The sequence below is a fragment of the Pseudomonas sp. PHC1 genome, from assembly GCF_046487845.1.
GTDB lineage: Bacteria > Pseudomonadota > Gammaproteobacteria > Pseudomonadales > Pseudomonadaceae > Aquipseudomonas > Aquipseudomonas sputi.
Genome location: NZ_JBJXHJ010000001.1, coordinates 128,832 through 143,700, shown reverse-complemented (window position 1 = coordinate 143,700; position 14,869 = coordinate 128,832). Strand labels below are relative to the sequence as shown.

Annotated in this window: 11 protein-coding genes; 3 read left to right on the top strand and 8 right to left on the bottom strand. The window is 59.7% G+C overall.

Features of this window, described 5'->3' with window-relative positions:
- Positions 1-13: 13 nt before the first annotated feature.
- Complete coding sequence (locus ACKJSM_RS00660) at positions 14-4,987, top strand: NEL-type E3 ubiquitin ligase domain-containing protein (protein WP_410236393.1); 4,974 nt, start codon at positions 14-16, stop codon at positions 4,985-4,987.
- Between the two features lie 48 nt (positions 4,988-5,035).
- On the opposite strand, the gene ACKJSM_RS00655 is transcribed toward ACKJSM_RS00660, so the two are convergent.
- The 6 genes from ACKJSM_RS00655 to ACKJSM_RS00630 form a co-directional block, all read right to left on the bottom strand.
- The gene (locus tag ACKJSM_RS00655) at positions 5,036-6,229 is read right to left on the bottom strand and encodes a hypothetical protein (protein WP_410236392.1); all 1,194 of its coding nucleotides are present in this window, start codon (positions 6,227-6,229) and stop codon (positions 5,036-5,038) included.
- Positions 6,230-6,294: 65 nt separating this feature from the next.
- The gene (locus ACKJSM_RS00650) at positions 6,295-6,795 is read right to left on the bottom strand and encodes a CS1 type fimbrial major subunit (protein ID WP_236181311.1); all 501 of its coding nucleotides are present in this window, start codon (positions 6,793-6,795) and stop codon (positions 6,295-6,297) included.
- Positions 6,796-6,830: 35 nt separating this feature from the next.
- Complete coding sequence (locus ACKJSM_RS00645) at positions 6,831-7,574, bottom strand: molecular chaperone (protein WP_236181257.1); 744 nt, start codon at positions 7,572-7,574, stop codon at positions 6,831-6,833.
- A 45-nt stretch (positions 7,575-7,619) separates the two neighbouring features.
- Complete coding sequence (locus tag ACKJSM_RS00640) at positions 7,620-8,801, bottom strand: hypothetical protein (RefSeq protein ID WP_410236391.1); 1,182 nt, start codon at positions 8,799-8,801, stop codon at positions 7,620-7,622.
- Positions 8,802-8,838: 37 nt separating this feature from the next.
- Complete coding sequence (locus ACKJSM_RS00635) at positions 8,839-11,361, bottom strand: CS1-pili formation C-terminal domain-containing protein (protein WP_236181255.1); 2,523 nt, start codon at positions 11,359-11,361, stop codon at positions 8,839-8,841.
- Between the two features lie 81 nt (positions 11,362-11,442).
- The gene (locus ACKJSM_RS00630) at positions 11,443-11,943 is read right to left on the bottom strand and encodes a CS1 type fimbrial major subunit (RefSeq protein WP_236181254.1); all 501 of its coding nucleotides are present in this window, start codon (positions 11,941-11,943) and stop codon (positions 11,443-11,445) included.
- A gap of 502 nt (positions 11,944-12,445) precedes the next feature.
- Here ACKJSM_RS00630 and ACKJSM_RS00625 point away from each other — a divergent pair.
- Both ACKJSM_RS00625 and ACKJSM_RS00620 read left to right on the top strand, forming a co-directional pair.
- Positions 12,446-13,021, top strand: a complete 576-nt coding sequence (locus ACKJSM_RS00625; protein ID WP_339489692.1) for a PadR family transcriptional regulator — start codon at positions 12,446-12,448, stop codon at positions 13,019-13,021.
- On the top strand, positions 13,018-13,803 hold the full coding sequence (locus ACKJSM_RS00620; RefSeq protein ID WP_236181253.1) for a siderophore-interacting protein: 786 nt from the start codon (positions 13,018-13,020) through the stop codon (positions 13,801-13,803). The genes ACKJSM_RS00625 and ACKJSM_RS00620 overlap by 4 nt, the downstream gene beginning before the upstream one ends.
- A gap of 14 nt (positions 13,804-13,817) precedes the next feature.
- Here the strand turns inward: ACKJSM_RS00620 and ACKJSM_RS00615 are convergent, their stop codons facing one another.
- A complete protein-coding gene (locus ACKJSM_RS00615) occupies positions 13,818-14,456 on the bottom strand; it encodes a Pr6Pr family membrane protein (protein WP_236181252.1) in 639 nt (212 codons plus the stop codon).
- Between the two features lies 1 nt (position 14,457).
- Positions 14,458-14,688 carry a VF530 family DNA-binding protein gene (locus ACKJSM_RS00610; RefSeq protein ID WP_007956650.1) on the bottom strand — a complete coding sequence of 77 codons (231 nt, stop codon included), beginning with the start codon at positions 14,686-14,688 and terminating at the stop codon, positions 14,458-14,460.
- Between the last annotated feature and the right edge of the window lie 181 nt (positions 14,689-14,869).

The window sequence follows — 14,869 nt, the reverse complement described above, 5'->3', positions numbered from 1 at the left end:
CGCTTTTCTGGATATGCAACTGCATCGAAGTCATGCACTCAGGCGAGCGCCCCGACGCAGTGCAGCGTGGATAAGCGAGGCGGATCCCAGACACATCGAGCGTATCAACAGCGCCAACAAGACGGCCTGGAGTGCGCAGAACAAGATCGACAGGCTGCTGGCGAAACTGCAGGACATTGGTGCATTCGCCGAACCGTTGCTGAAGGCGAAACTGCTTGAAAGATTCAACGTCAATGTCGACGTTAAAAATACGTTCCTGCGTTTATATATTCCCAAGGAAAGCAACTGGTGGGTCATTCAGATTGCACCGGGTTATACCGCAAGAACAGTTTCCCTGCTGGATGCGGCACTGCACAACTTTGCCTATGACGAAACATTCGAGAAAGACTCCGCGTTCATTGAAAAGACCGATGCAGCGCGTGAGCTTTTCGATATTTCACCGATCGACAAAATCATCAGTGTGAGCCAGTTCCAGGCACTGTGCAGGGAGCTGGACATCGGCGCGCAATACAAGGCCCACCTTGAAGACTATCTGCTCAACAAGGAACCGGTCGCCCAGGCCTGGCTGAAATTGCATGTACAGCGCAGCCAGCAAGCGGCGCTCAAGGCGGCAGCGCACATTGCGCTGGCGAAAAAAGACATTGGCCGGCAGGCCCATCTGCTCATCCACGACCTGCTCGAAGGGCGGCCGCACCTTAAGCTGGGTGAGCAAGCCATGACGGTCTGTGAGCTGGGCATGATGGATCTGAACCTCACCGGAATCCTGATCATCCGACCGGATCCCGACCAGAAGCAGCACGCGCAGACCATGATCGCCTACGTGCCCCATGATCCCGAGCACCCGCTCAAGGAGTACGCCTCGACAATCGAATTCATGAACGAGCTGAGCCGACAGTTGAGAGACAACCAGACCGCACAGTCCAGCGGCTTCACGTATCGCCAGTTCTTCAGTCAGTTCGTCGATCACGAGCAGCGCGGCCATTTCTTTGCCGGACTTGAACAACGGCTCACCGTCGTCAAATGGTACCCAAAGGATCGAGGCGACCCGCGCCCGTCCTGGCGTAAAACGCCTGTGGACAAACCACAGCTGCAATTCAGCGCGCCCCCGATCACTGAACCGCTGTGGACGTATCTCTATCAGCAACAACTCAACAAGATCCTCAACGATGCGCGAGTCATCGCAGTGTCCACTGCGGACGCAGACAGCCGCGCACGCTGGGCCTGGTGGGAAAACTTCAAGAAAATCGCTTCGGACATTTTCAACGTGGCGCTGCTGGTGCTGACCCCCTTCGTACCATTGCTGGGCGAAGCCATGCTGGCCTACACCGTGTATCAGATCGTCAACGAAGCGGTCGAGGGCGTCTGGGACCTGATCGAAGGGCACTACGTCGAACTGGGCGAGCATGTCATGGGCGTGACCATCGATGTCCTGCAACTGGCAGCCTTTGCTGGCGGTGTAACGATCGGCAATGCATTCAAGCTCAAACTGTCGTCCCTCGTCGAAGGCATGAAACCGGTGCGGTCGAACGACGGCAAGATGCGTCTGTGGCTCCCGGATCTCAGGCCTTACGAGCAACCGGAGCCGGCGTTGCCACAGACATCAAAACCCGACGCCCTTGGCCTGCACCATCATTCGGGCAAGACCCTGCTGCCTATCGAAGGCAAATGCTACGAAGTGCAGCTCGATCCGAAAGGCAAGACACATCGCGTCGTTCACCCGACACGCGCCCAGGCCTACCGGCCCGAAGCGCGTCATAACGGCCAGGGTGCCTGGGTCCTGGAAGGCGAGACACCGCAAGACTGGGAAGGAACGAGACTGATGCAGCGGCTGGGCCACTTCGCCGAGGGCTATAGCCACGCCGAACTGGAAAAGCTGCGCAGCATCAGCGACACCCCCGACAACTCGCTGCGCCGCCTGCATGTCGACAATGCCGCACCGCCTCCGTTGCTGGCAGACACCCTTGCCCGCTTCAGGACCTGGGACCGCGTCCGTGACATGAGTCACCGGGTGCGCACGGGGCAACCGCTGCCCGCCGATTCGTTCTGGTTCGAGACCATCGCCCCGGGCTTGCCGGGATGGCCCGCCAACAAGGGTTTGAGAGTCTATGAAAACGCGGATATGAGCGGGGGGTTTCGCCAGTACGGTCATCCGGACGCTACCGCTGAAAACACGCTGCACATCAGCCTGGCTGACATGATGAGCGGCCAGTTGCCCGAACGGCTGACGGCGTTTCTGGGTGAACCGGACATGGCCGCGCTGCTGGGCAGGCCCTATCCCCGCGACCGGCAGATACAGGCTTTGCGCGACACACTGGCGCGAGTCGTGGAAACCCGGACACCCGAGATTTTCGAATACGAGTACCGACTCCAGGACCGATCCGACGATCCACAGGTGCGCCTGCTGCAAAGCGAATTCCCACAACTGCCATCCTCGGTGGCTCGTCCGTTACTGGAACAGGCAACGGACGGCGAACGACGGATCATGGCCGAACAACACCGGATCCCGCTGCGCGTGAAGAACATGGTTCGCGAAAGCGCTTTCGAAACCCGGGCGACGCGCGCCGCCGAGGGTCTGCATGAACCGGCGCTGCTGAAAACCGATACCGAACGGCTCATCCTCAATACCCTGAAGATTCACACCGACACCTTCGAAGATCTGCGTATCGATGTGCGAGACGGAACCCCTGACGGTCCTCTGCGCACCAGCGCCGGCCCCGAGAGCGCCGGTACGCTGCGTACACTGATCAGGGACGAGCGTGGCCGCTACGAAGTGTTCGACGACGCTCACCGAAAACGGCATGACGCCCATGACTTCTATCGCGCGACCCTGCTCGCGCTGCCCGAGGACAAACGTGCTGCGCTGGGTTATCGCACTGATCAGGGGGAAATGTTCAGACAGTGGATCGTGGCCAAGACCGCACCGCCGAGCGAACGTCGAACCCTGCTCGCCCGCCCGCCCCTGCGCGCCGTTGCGCCGCGACAGACCGAGCTGCTGGTACGAGGGCCTGGATTGTCAAAGGTCCTCTGGCCGTTCGCGGAAAAAACCGTCGAAACCAAAGTGAAGGAGATGTTTGCGCACTTCGATGAAAGCGAGGTGGCCGCATTCACTCGCTCATTGCACGCCAATGGCGACCCTCACCAGCAAATCGAGCGGCTCAAACAGGAGCGCCAGGGCCTGAAACAAAAACTGGAGGATTGGCGCCAGCGTTATCTGCAGGACTATGACCCGGATGACGGCGGACGCCTGCCGGACACCTATTGGGATTACGAACGCAAGGGCGGCAGGTTCATCGCCGAGCGTCTGATGGCGTGCTTCGAAAGAAAGTCCGAAGCATTCGGTGAGCGCAGTAGCAGCCTGGAAGGCGGTTATACCCTGGACCTGTCCACGGAGGTCCTGCCGCGCGACCTTGAACGCTGGTGGAAACAGATGCCGGATCTCAAACCCTGGCTGGAGCAGATCACCACGGTCAATCTGGACGGGCAGCCGTTCTCTCCCGGTCCCCGCGGCCTGCTCAAGGACTTGCCCAACCTGCAACAGATCAGCGCCAGACACTGTGGTCTGAAAACCCTGCCCGACAGCATCGGCCAGCAGCCTCGGCTCAAAACCTTGCGCCTGAGCGACAATATGATCGAGCTGACACCGCGCGCCATCGAGCAACTGCAAAACCTGAAACACCTCGAAGTCCTCAGGCTGGACAACAACCCGCTGGGTGACCCGCCGCTCATCCACCGCATGCCGAAGCTCAAGGTATTGAACCTGGCCAATACGGATGTGAACGACTGGCCACTGGGGCTGTTCAGCCTTGCGCGGCCCAAGGGCTTTTTTCTCGATCTGCGAAGAAACTGGATCCGCTCGATGCCCGACGTTGCTCCCGGCTCGGACAAGGCCTTCCTGATCGCCCGCACCCGGATCGATGTTGAAAAACTGTCTCCGGCGTTGCGCCAGTCATACGAGCTGTACCGCGAATCCGTGGGCATCAGTCCGACAGTCGCCTATCAGCCGCCCGCAGAAGACCTGATGAAACGCTGGTCACCAGCCGATGATGCGTCCCTGTACAGTGAATCTCCCGGTACCGGTGTCCATCGGCCGGAAGCCTGGCATGACCTGGTGAACGAACCGCAATCCGACGGTTTCTTCAGAGTGCTGGAAAGACTGACCCAATCGGCCGATTACCGGCAGGGAGGGCGCGCGAAAGCGCAACTCACCGATCGTGTGTGGCGCATGGTCAATGCCATCGATATCGACACCGCGTTACGCGAGGAACTGTTCCTCATGTCCACCGACCCCGAAGGTTGTGCAGATGCCGGTGCGCAACTCTTCAACAACATGGGGGTGAAGGTACTGGCTTCGGAAGCCCGACACTTTTCAATCAGCGCCGGCGAGGTAGAAGGCAAACTGGTGGCGCTGGCCAAAGGTTCTGCGCGCCTTGAGCAGGTCGCCGGGATTGCACGGGCCGACATCAGGAAACGAGCGGGCGATCCCGACCAGGTCGAAGTTCACCTGGCTTATGAAACCGGGCTCGCCAAGCGCCTGGAACTGCCATGGCAATCGGAAGCCATGAGATTCCGCCCGACTGCCGGCGTCACGGATTCGACCATCAACAGGGCGTACACCACGATCATCGAGGCGGAAGCCGGCGACGGTCTGGTGAACCAGATGATCGAACAGCCGTTCTGGGAGCAATACTTGCGCAAGCAGTACCCGAGTGATTTCGCCCGAAACACCGACCATTATCAGGGCAGACTGGAGCTGTTGTCCTTGACCAAAGAATGGCAGGAAGCACAAAGCCAGGGCCAGGAATCGGCCGAGCTGCTCAAGCGGCTGGTCAAGCTCGCCGAAAAACTCTCCATCCCTCTGGATGAAGTGCTGGCCGGCGAGGAGATGAGCCAGGCGGTATTCGAGAGCCGGCAACGGGACATCGGCTATCAGGAGCGCGAACTGAGCAGGCGTCTGACCCGCGAGGCCATGGCTCGGGCCGGCATCTGACGCCCCCCCCCTGAAGGCAACTACGGCCTTCAGGGGCGCTTTCCATTTCTAGGCTTCCGAATCCCAGATCACCGTGATGTTGCCCTTGAGCGTGTCATTGATGCCGGGACGAAACAGGTAATCCATGGCCTCCCGGGGCATTTCGAACCGCAGGTTGCCCGACTTGCGGTCGACATACTGGCCGGGCCGGAAGGGTCCCACCCATGCGTAGTTCATCAACGGCACATCCTTGACCGGCGCGCCATCAGGCCCTGTGATACCACCGGGCAAACTGAGTGTGGTGTGTACCCACGCAGTGTTCGATTGCCCGTTCAGCCGGCAATCGGGCCCGGAAGGCTGGAACGAATCACACTGCATCATGACCTTGAAAGCAGCGGAGGCGGAAATATTGAAAACCTGGTCACGGTAGATCCGCGCAGGACGGGTACCGCTGGCGATCCACCGTTGCCAGCCACCTTCGGGTTCCAGAGCCACCTTGCTCCCACCGGGTGGCAGGTCGACTTTAAGGGTGTGCTGCACATCCAGAACCAGATCCAGGGTCAGGTGGCTGTCCAATGGTCTCATCAGCGCGCCGAAATCAATGTGCCCACCCGAGCCGAGCATATAAGGCATCGAACCGGTGTATTGTCCGCTCGACATCGTCAGAGGATTGGGCGTGCGCAATTCGTAGGCGAAGTCGAGGGTGGAAAACGCCATCGACGGAATCCGGTAAGCGGCGAATTTGGTACACGCCACCTCGACCGGAGCCTTCCAGAAAAACCGAAACGTGTTGGAGCCGGCCAGACCGATGCCGGCGTACTGACAGGGCGTCGGGGCGTACATCCAGCCACTGCCCCACAGCAAACTGTGGGCCTCGACAGGATCGGTCACGCCCACCAGACTGGCGGCGGACTGATTCAGATGGTATTCGGAGCCGACGCCCGTCATGCGCACTTCAACGATCGCCGTCTCTTGCGTATTCCTGTTGGTCACCACCACCTGGCGCCAGTGGGAAGGCATGCGTATCGAAACGCCGTCACCGGGCGACAGCGAGCGCACTGCCTGGAAAATCAGCGGAGCCCGGATACTGAACATTTTGTTGTCCGCGCACTGCCCGGGATAATCCGCGCAATAACCGCTGTTCGGGGTCGTGTTGATAAACATGTTGTTGCCGGGTTTGGAAGGATCGGGCTGGAACACTGCCCGGATTTCCTGATTCACGGCCTGCGCCGTCGACAGACTCAGGGCCGCCAGCACGCCCATCCAGGTTGTAACGCTTTTCATCATTGCCAATCGCCTGCTGATCCATAAAGAGGGGCCGCTATCGTTCATGCACCCGGCGCCCTGGCGTTGAACAGCAGCATCACATTGCCGCTGTATTCTCCCGGTCGATATCCACCGGTGGGCTTCACCGGTTCAATTTCCAGCAGGACCCGTTTGCCGACGGCCGCGTCTTCCTTCGACACCACTTCCCGTGGCGGCACCTCGGGCCCCAGTACAACGCCATTGAAACTGACCTTCAGCCAGATCTCCTCACCCGACCGGCCGTTCGACAGGTAGGCGGGACTGTCCAGACGCGCCTCGATTGCACTGGTGTCGTGCCGCACGTCGAAATTCTTGCGCAGGCTGCTCAGGGTCGAGGTGGCGTAGTCCCAGAACAGTTGCTGCGTGCGATGGACCCAGTCCGGTTCGGAGGGGATGACGTAGAACGGCCGGCTCGGAATCGTCAGCGACACTTCGAAGACGTGTTCTTCCCTGGCCGCCCCGGCCAGAGAGCTCATCAGACTGGCTGCCACCATCAGTGCCAGGCGCGTGCATTGCTTGTTCATGTCCTTGTTACCTGCTGCGTCCATGGAGAGCGGGATCATCGACTCACGACCTTGAGGGGTTTGCGGCTGCCACCCTCGATCAGAAAAAAGCGGTATTCACGTCCCTTTTCCTTGTCGAAACCAAAGGACTTGCCAGCCAGTACATGGTGCTTGGTAACCGCCCCGCAGTCGGTGTCGTCGCGCAACGAACAGCTTTTGAACTCATCGACGATGACCACCGAGTTGCCGTTGTTGCGCAGTTCATAACGGCGGTCGTTTTCCTCGACCGTCGTCTGGAAGCGCGTGTCCTTGGGACGGACAAACAAGATGGTGCCGAAACCGGTCATCAGGTTGACCCCCGCCGCCAGGCTTTTGGCGTAGTCCTCGCGTTCCTCGTCCCCCACCACGAACGCATCTTCCTTTTCCGGCACCACCGGTATGAAACGCACACGGAAATAGCGCTCGCGTGTCCGTTCGCCCATGTACAGCAGTCGCGTTCCCTGCATGCCCTGGGCCGGAACAATCAGGCGCGCCGGGCTCGCCATCACGCCATCGCGAGAGGCACCGCCGGCGGCATTCTCCAACGGAATTTCCTGCGGTTTCCCTTCGTCGTCGTACACGATTTCCAGCACGTTGACCTTGACGAAGGCCGTGCTGTCACCACTGTTGAATACACGTTTGAGGTAGGTGCTCTTGTCGCCGTCCAGGTAGTCATAGACCGTGCCGACATTGATCTGGGGCCCGGCCAGTACAGGCCCGCCAAGCAGACCGAGCAGTAAAAGCGGAAACAGGCGTGTCATCGTCTTCAACCTTTTTTAACAATGAAAAGAGAGCGATCCGGCTCGTCAGATTTCCGAGTCCCAGATAATCGTGATATAGCCCGTGAGCGTGTCGCTGACGCCGGGTTGCAGAAAACTGTAGAAATATCGTTCAGGAATCTCGAAACGCAGACTGCCCGCCTTGCGATCGACGTACTGAACAGGCTGGAACGGGCCAATCCAGGTGTTGTGATGCAATTTGCCGCTCCAGCCCTCGCCACCACCGGGGCCGACGATCCCCGGCGGTACCGTCATCGTCGTTTCCACCTGGGCGCTTCGTCCTGTCGGGCTGCCCATGTGGCACGCCGTCCCGCCCAGCGAGTTGCACTGCATCATCACTTTGAAGCGTGAAGAGGCCGACAGGTAATACGGCTGGTCGCGGTAGATCCGGGTCGGTCTGCGACCGTTTTCCAGCCAGCTCTGCCAGCCGCCGGCAGGTTCGAGGGTCACCTTGTTGCCACCGGGTGGCAGATCGACCTTCAGGGTGTGCTGCACGTCCAGGACAAAGTCGAGACTCAGGCTTCTGTCGTCTGGCTCCATAAGGGGGCCGAAATCGAAGTCGCCACCCGGGCCGAGCGTGTAGGTCAACGATCCGGTGTAAAGACCCGAAGACATCCCGAGCGGATTGGGAGTACGCAGTTCGTAGGCAAAATCGACGCTTTCAAACGACATGGCCGGGATCGTGTAGGCGGCCACCTTGGTGCAACTGGCTTCGACAGGCGCCTTCCAGAAAAAACGATAGCGATCCGGCCAGTAATACCCGACACCGCTGTACTGGCAGGGAGGAGGCACATAGACCCAACTGCTGGAGGTCCAAAGCTTTTGATGGCCCTCGAGAACGTCCGAAACCCCGACCAGATTGGCCGCAGTGTCACTGAGGGCGTACCACGACCCGATCCCGATGATGCGCATTTCAACCGTTTCCGCTTCCTGGGTTGCGCTGTTGGTCACCGTCAGCTGCCGCCAGTTGGCCGGCACCTTCAACGGGATACTGTCACCCGGTTTGATACTGCGGTTGGAATTGACACGGATCGGTAACTGAATGCTGAACATCTTGTGCTCAGCACACTGCTCCGGAGCATCTGCGCAATACCCGGTACTGGGCGTTTTATTGACGAAGACGTTCTTGTTCGGATGCGCAGGATCAGGCTGGAACAAAGCCCTTATCTCCTGACTGGCCGCCTCTACCGGCGACGAGCCCAGCGCCATTGACAGTCCCAGCCACCCTGTAAACCTTTTCATGGATTCAGCCTGCCTTCTGATCGGTTGCATTGACGTCGGCCAACGTGTCGGGCGTGCAACGCAGATCACCGATCATCAACACGTTGTTCTCGCTGCGGTGGCGATCGGCGTCGAGACGGAACTGACACAGCAGTTGTTGTCCCTGACGCACCTCGAGCGTGGGTGAGCCGGCGTTCATTTCCATCGAGAAGAAACCGTCGACCTCCGTCACCCCGCGACTGGCGTGGTTGATCACATGGTGGCCCTTGAGAGGTCGCCCCTGTGCGTCGACCAGCCGCCCGAGCACGGTCATGGTTTTCATCACGCGCACCTTGCGGTACTCCACGCCGCCCTTGTTCATGTGATAGCGGGTGCGTGCCGGCTCGATCGTGGCGGCCGGAACGGTATTGCCCTCGAAGTCGAAGCTCACCGAGCTGTTCTGATAGGCCGTGATCGGGATGAAGTTGCGGCCCGGGCGCAGCGGTGCGCTGCCACCGCTGAAGTCATCGGCACGCAATGCGATGTCATCGATATCGGACTCGACATCGACAATCATGCCGGCGCCGCGCATGTCATGCTGGCTGGTCAGTACCATCTGCTCGCCGCCCATCACCAGTGTGCTGTCCAGGTTCAGGCCGCCGGTGAAGTTGCCGTTGTACGAAGAGCGCTGCAAAAAACCGTCGCCATTGAGCGAGTCGGTGCGAAAGCTCGCCAGGCTGGACAGGCCGACGCCATAAGTGTCGGTCAGCGCGGTCACCGAGACGTTTTGCAGGACGTGGTCCTGCAGATTCATGCGCCAGCCGAGGGAGGCATTGTTGTCGCGCCCGCCCTCTCGTGCCGTGCGCGAGCCAATGCTGCCGGTGATCTGCTGACCCGGCCCGCCAAGCGCCAGATTGACGCTCAGATCGACCCCGCGATTGCGCGCATCGCCACTGCTGAAGCTGCCTGGTCGATCAAACAGCGAAAGCCGCCAGTTGGCATCGCTGCCGAACAACACGGTGCGCTGGTTCCAGCCCAGATCGACACCGATCCCTTCGGTGTTGCCTTCACTGTGGGAGATGCGGGCATTGATCGAGCTCTTGCGGCTGACCCGGTGATTGAGCGCCAGCGACGAATTGCTGGTCTGCCCGACGAACACGTTGCGCTGACGCACCCGGGTGCCATCCGGCAGCGTGTCGTAGATGTCCGTGGTGTCCAGCCAGCTGCGGTTGTGACTGATCACCAGACTGCCGGAGCCGTAATTGTAAAGCCCCTGCACGTCCAGCCCGGTGCCGTGATCTTCGGTCTGGTAAACGTTGGCGTACAGACTGACGCTGTTGGCCAGCGTCCAGTCGATGGAGCTGCCGTATTGCAGTTTTTCGCGGAGCTGCCGTGCCGAGAGTCCGAGAATCACCCGTGGGTGCCACAGGTAATTGATCGATGCCCCAGCCGTGGGGTCGCCGCTGGCCTGGCGGTCCCAGTTGCTGAACAACTTGGCTTCCTGCCCCGCGAACAGGTTGTAGCGCCAGCGCTCGTCGAGGTTGCGCCAGTTGTTCGGCTTGTAGACCAGCTCCTGGGTGGTCGAGGTGGTCTGGCCATCCTCGATCAGGCGCACTTCGACTTCATAGATTCCACCGGGCAAGGGCCGGGTATCGAGGGTCTGCAACCCGGCCGGCACCGATTGCGTGTTGATCAACAAACCGTCGCGGTAGACCTCCACCGATGCCTGCCGGTTGGCCGTGACATAGATGGGGTAGATGCTCGGCTTGGGTGAATTGATCGCCAGACTGTCGGAACTGCCGTACATCACCCCAACGGTGGTATCCGGACTGGTACCAAAGGTGCGGGGCTGGCGGGTCAGGCCCTCGGATGCCGGCGTGAAGTAGCCCAGCCGCACGAAACTGCCCTGCAATTCACGTTGCGTATGCAGTTCATGCACGGCGTGATACAGCTGGTCATCCGGCCCGCCAAGACGGGCCAGCTGCATGTTGAATGTCTGGCTCCAGTTACCCAGGCTGGCGCTGGCCTCCAGGCCGAAACGACCGCCCAGATCCTGTTCCTGGCCCCCATTGAGGTTGAGCTGGTTGCGCACGATCAGACCGCTGCTGCCGCCGTCGGGCTGGTCATAGAAGCGCTTGGCCTCGGTGTCGCGTTCGGCGTTTTCGGTGACGATCGATACCAGCGAGCTTTCCAGGTTGTAGTGCACCGCCAGCATTTGTTCGGGGCATTGCCCGGTGCACGCACCGAGGGCAACGCCCGGTTTGAGATAGCTTGCCCAGACGTCGCGTTCGACGGCGCTGAAGCGACTGTCCTGAGTATCGGTGAATTCCAGCAGTGTAAGCCGATCATCGCGGGACAGGACCACCATGGCCTCGCCCAGCGGTTGTTGATCGAGCTCCACCCGCACGGCCAATGGAACATCGAAAAAGTGCTCTTCAAAATCCGTCGGCAAACCTTTGGCCTGAGCCAACAGGCTTCGCGGTGTCGTACCGGAAGCCGCAGGTGCCGCCACGGCTGCGGCACAAAACAGCAACGCAAGCGCAGCCGCGATGGGCGTCATCGGGAACATGAACAGTTACTCTGATTACAAACAGACAAGAAGTCCGACTGACAGACAACTCTGTCAGCCGGCTTTCGTTACTTTCAGATGTCAGAGCTTGACGCTGGCCACTGGAGTAACCGCGTCAAACATCATGGTCACCGAACCGGTGTAGTCACCCGGGGTGAAGTTAGTGCCTTTGGCGGTAATACTTAGCGGCGCACGATAGTTCACATCGGACTCGGCTTCACCGACCACCATTTGCGGAGTTTGGGTGAGCACCACATTATTGAACTTGACTTCCAGATCGATAATGCTCGAACCACCGACCAGTTTCGGTACACCTTCCAGAGAACCGTGTACCGAACCATTGTTGTTACGCACATCGAAGAAGCCGTTGACCGGTTTCATGGTGCCGGTAATCGGGCTGAAGCTCATGTCCTGATCCTTGCTGACCAGGTCAGGGTCGACCGGAACCACGTAGAAACCGTTGGTCGGCACGTGGGCCACCAGGCTGATGGAGTGACGCGCTTCGCCTGCGGCAAACACCATGGAGGAACCGAGTGCCAGTGCAGCCAGTGGAGCAGCCATTGCGATTTTCTTGAACATCATTCATACCCTGTCTTTTTAAAGGATGGAGCGTTGAAAGTTCAAAACAGCGCTTGCCCGGACGGTTTGTGCCGGTTTGAACTTTCAACGCCGGGGCATGATCGAGGGTTATCAATGGAAAGTAAGCAGGCAACTTCCCACGAGCGTGTAGTTAAACATGCTCACAACCATAAAGAAAAAACGTCTGATTTTAAATATCCATGACAACGCCTGTAAGTTAGACCCTACATACACTTCAAGATAAAAAACCATACAGCATTTACAACTAACAAACTCGGCAACAACGGCTCTTTTTAGAGTATATGCTCAACCACTCCTAGAGCTATGACTTTAACTTCACAGTCATCACGCCAGAAGAAACTTACTCGCTCCAAAGGGAGGCGCGAGACTGGCCCTCAGCGTCCCGACCACTCGTCAGGGCAGCTTCACGCTCAGTAAAAAAACGCTTGTCGAATCTTTAAGATATATCTTACGTTGTATCTAAATACGACGAGAGAAGACAGAGATGAGAGACCATCATTCCCCCCACCGCGACCACGGCGACAGCCGGGACGGCTTCGAGAAACGCCATGGTCGCGAACGCGGCGGTCGGGGCCCGCGGGTATTCGCCCCGGGCGATTTGAAATTGCTGCTGCTGGCACTGATCGCCGAACAGCCGTGCCACGGCTACGACCTGATCCGCCAGATCGAAACCATGTTCGATGGCGCCTACAGCCCCAGCCCCGGTGTGATCTACCCGACCCTGACGTTTCTTGAAGAAAGCGAAATGATCACCGGCGATGCCGAGGGCGGCAAAAAACGCTATGCCGTGACCGATACCGGCCGCCAATCCCTCAGCGAACAGGCGGTGGCGCTGGATGGCGTGCGCATGCGCATCGACGTCAGCAAGCGCTCGTTGCGCGGCCACGACCGGCCGCCGGAAATCCATGAGGCGGTGCACAACCTGCGTCACGCCTTGCAGATGCACCACGGGCGCTGGAGCCCGGAAGAAATCCTGCGCGTACGCGACCTGCTCAACGACACCGCCAAAGCCATCGTCGACGGCCCCGCCGTTCAATCTGCCCCGGAGAAAGCCGAATGACCTCAGTCGATACCCAAACCATTCACCGCGTCATGCATGAAATCAAACGTCGTCGCCTGGAAGTGCTACGCGTGGTCGACCTGACCCCGCGCATGCGCCGCATCACCCTCGGCGGACCGGAACTGGCCGGCTTCATCAGCCTCGGTACCGACGATCACGTCAAACTGCTGTTCCCGCAGAACGCCGAACAGGCCGCGGCGCTGGAAACCCTGGTGCTCGGCGCTGGCAAGAGCGACGTGCCGATGCCCGAAATGCGCGACTACACCCCGCGCCGCTACGACCTCGACAAGCTTGAACTGGACATCGACTTCGTCCTGCACGGTGACGGCCCTGCCTCGACCTGGGCCGAACAGGCCAAGCCCGGGCAATTCCTGCACATCGGCGGCCCCCGTGGCTCGATGATCGTGCCGGACATCTTCGACAGCTACCTGCTGATCGGCGACGAAACCGCCCTGCCTGCGATCGCCCGCCGCCTCGAAGGGCTGGCGGCCAATCGCAAGGCGCTGGTGGTGATCGAAGTGGAAAACGGCAAGGAGCAGCAAACACTGGAAAGTGCGGCGCAGGTCAACGTGATCTGGGTGCTGCGTGAGGGCGGCAAAGACAATCTGCTTGCCACCATCAAACAATTGCAGGTGCCAAAGGGCAATCTGTATGCGTGGGTGGCGACAGAAACGAAAGTCTCGCGGCAGATCCGCCGGGTATTGCTCGATGAGCATGGTCTGGACGAGAAGTTCGTCAAAGCGGTCGGTTACTGGCGCGCCGAAGGCTCCGAGGAAGAGTGAAACGAGCGGCGGCGCTAAGCGCGCCGCCCCTGCCAGCGATCGATGCCGATCACCAGTAACGCCATCAGCACAAACCCCAGCAGAATCCCACCGGCATTGACGAACACCTGTGGATAACCCAGCAGTGCCACGTCAATGAACGGATACGCGTAAGCCCCCAGCAAATGCCCGCGCAGCAGCGCATAAGCGAAGTACACCAGCGGATAAATCAGCCACAGCGGCAGATGCTTCAGACGCAGGGTGCCCTTCGGCACGCACAGCCACCAATAAGCCAGAAACAGCAGCGGCATTACATCGTGGAGCAATTCGTCAGCGATAAACTGCCAGCCCTGCGGGTGCCACAGATGCCGCAGCAAAATGCTGTAGGCCAGGCCCACCACGACAATGCTCACGGCAATCCCGCTGCTGACCCAAGGCTGCAAAAACCAGCGGCGTGCCGCGGATTCACGATCGGTCACCGCGCAGGTCAACACCGCCGCCACCAGGGTGTTGGTGATCACGGTGAAGTAACTGAAAAAACTCACCAGACCGCCCAGCAGACTGGCGCCGACGCTAAGTCGCGCGAAGAAAATCAGGTACAGCTGAATCCCCAGCCCGGCCCAGCCCAGCACCGCAGCCGAAGTGATCAGGCGTCGCCGCCACACGGCGTTCATCTCAGAGCGGACGCTTGGTGCGCATCAGTTTCACGTACAGCCGCTCGACCTTTTCCCGTGCCCATGGCGTCTTGCGCAAAAAGGTCAGGCTCGACTTGATGGTCGGATCGCTCTTGAAGCAACGAATGTCGATGCGCTCGGCCAGGCCTGACCATTCGTAGTGGGTCACCAGCGCATTGAGGATCTGTTCGAGGGTCACGCCGTGCAGCGGATCGGGATTGTGGTCGTTCATGCCGGGCCTTTGGGCGAAGTGGAAATGCAGAAGCCGCGCACCTTAGCCGAGGGGCAGAGCCGGTGGAAGGCCTTCCTTCAAATGTAGGTGAACCGCACAAGATCGCAGGCTCCGTCGACACCGGCAATGTGATCGAATGACGCACTGTTACCGAATCCGAAAGGGTTCATGTCAGCAAAAG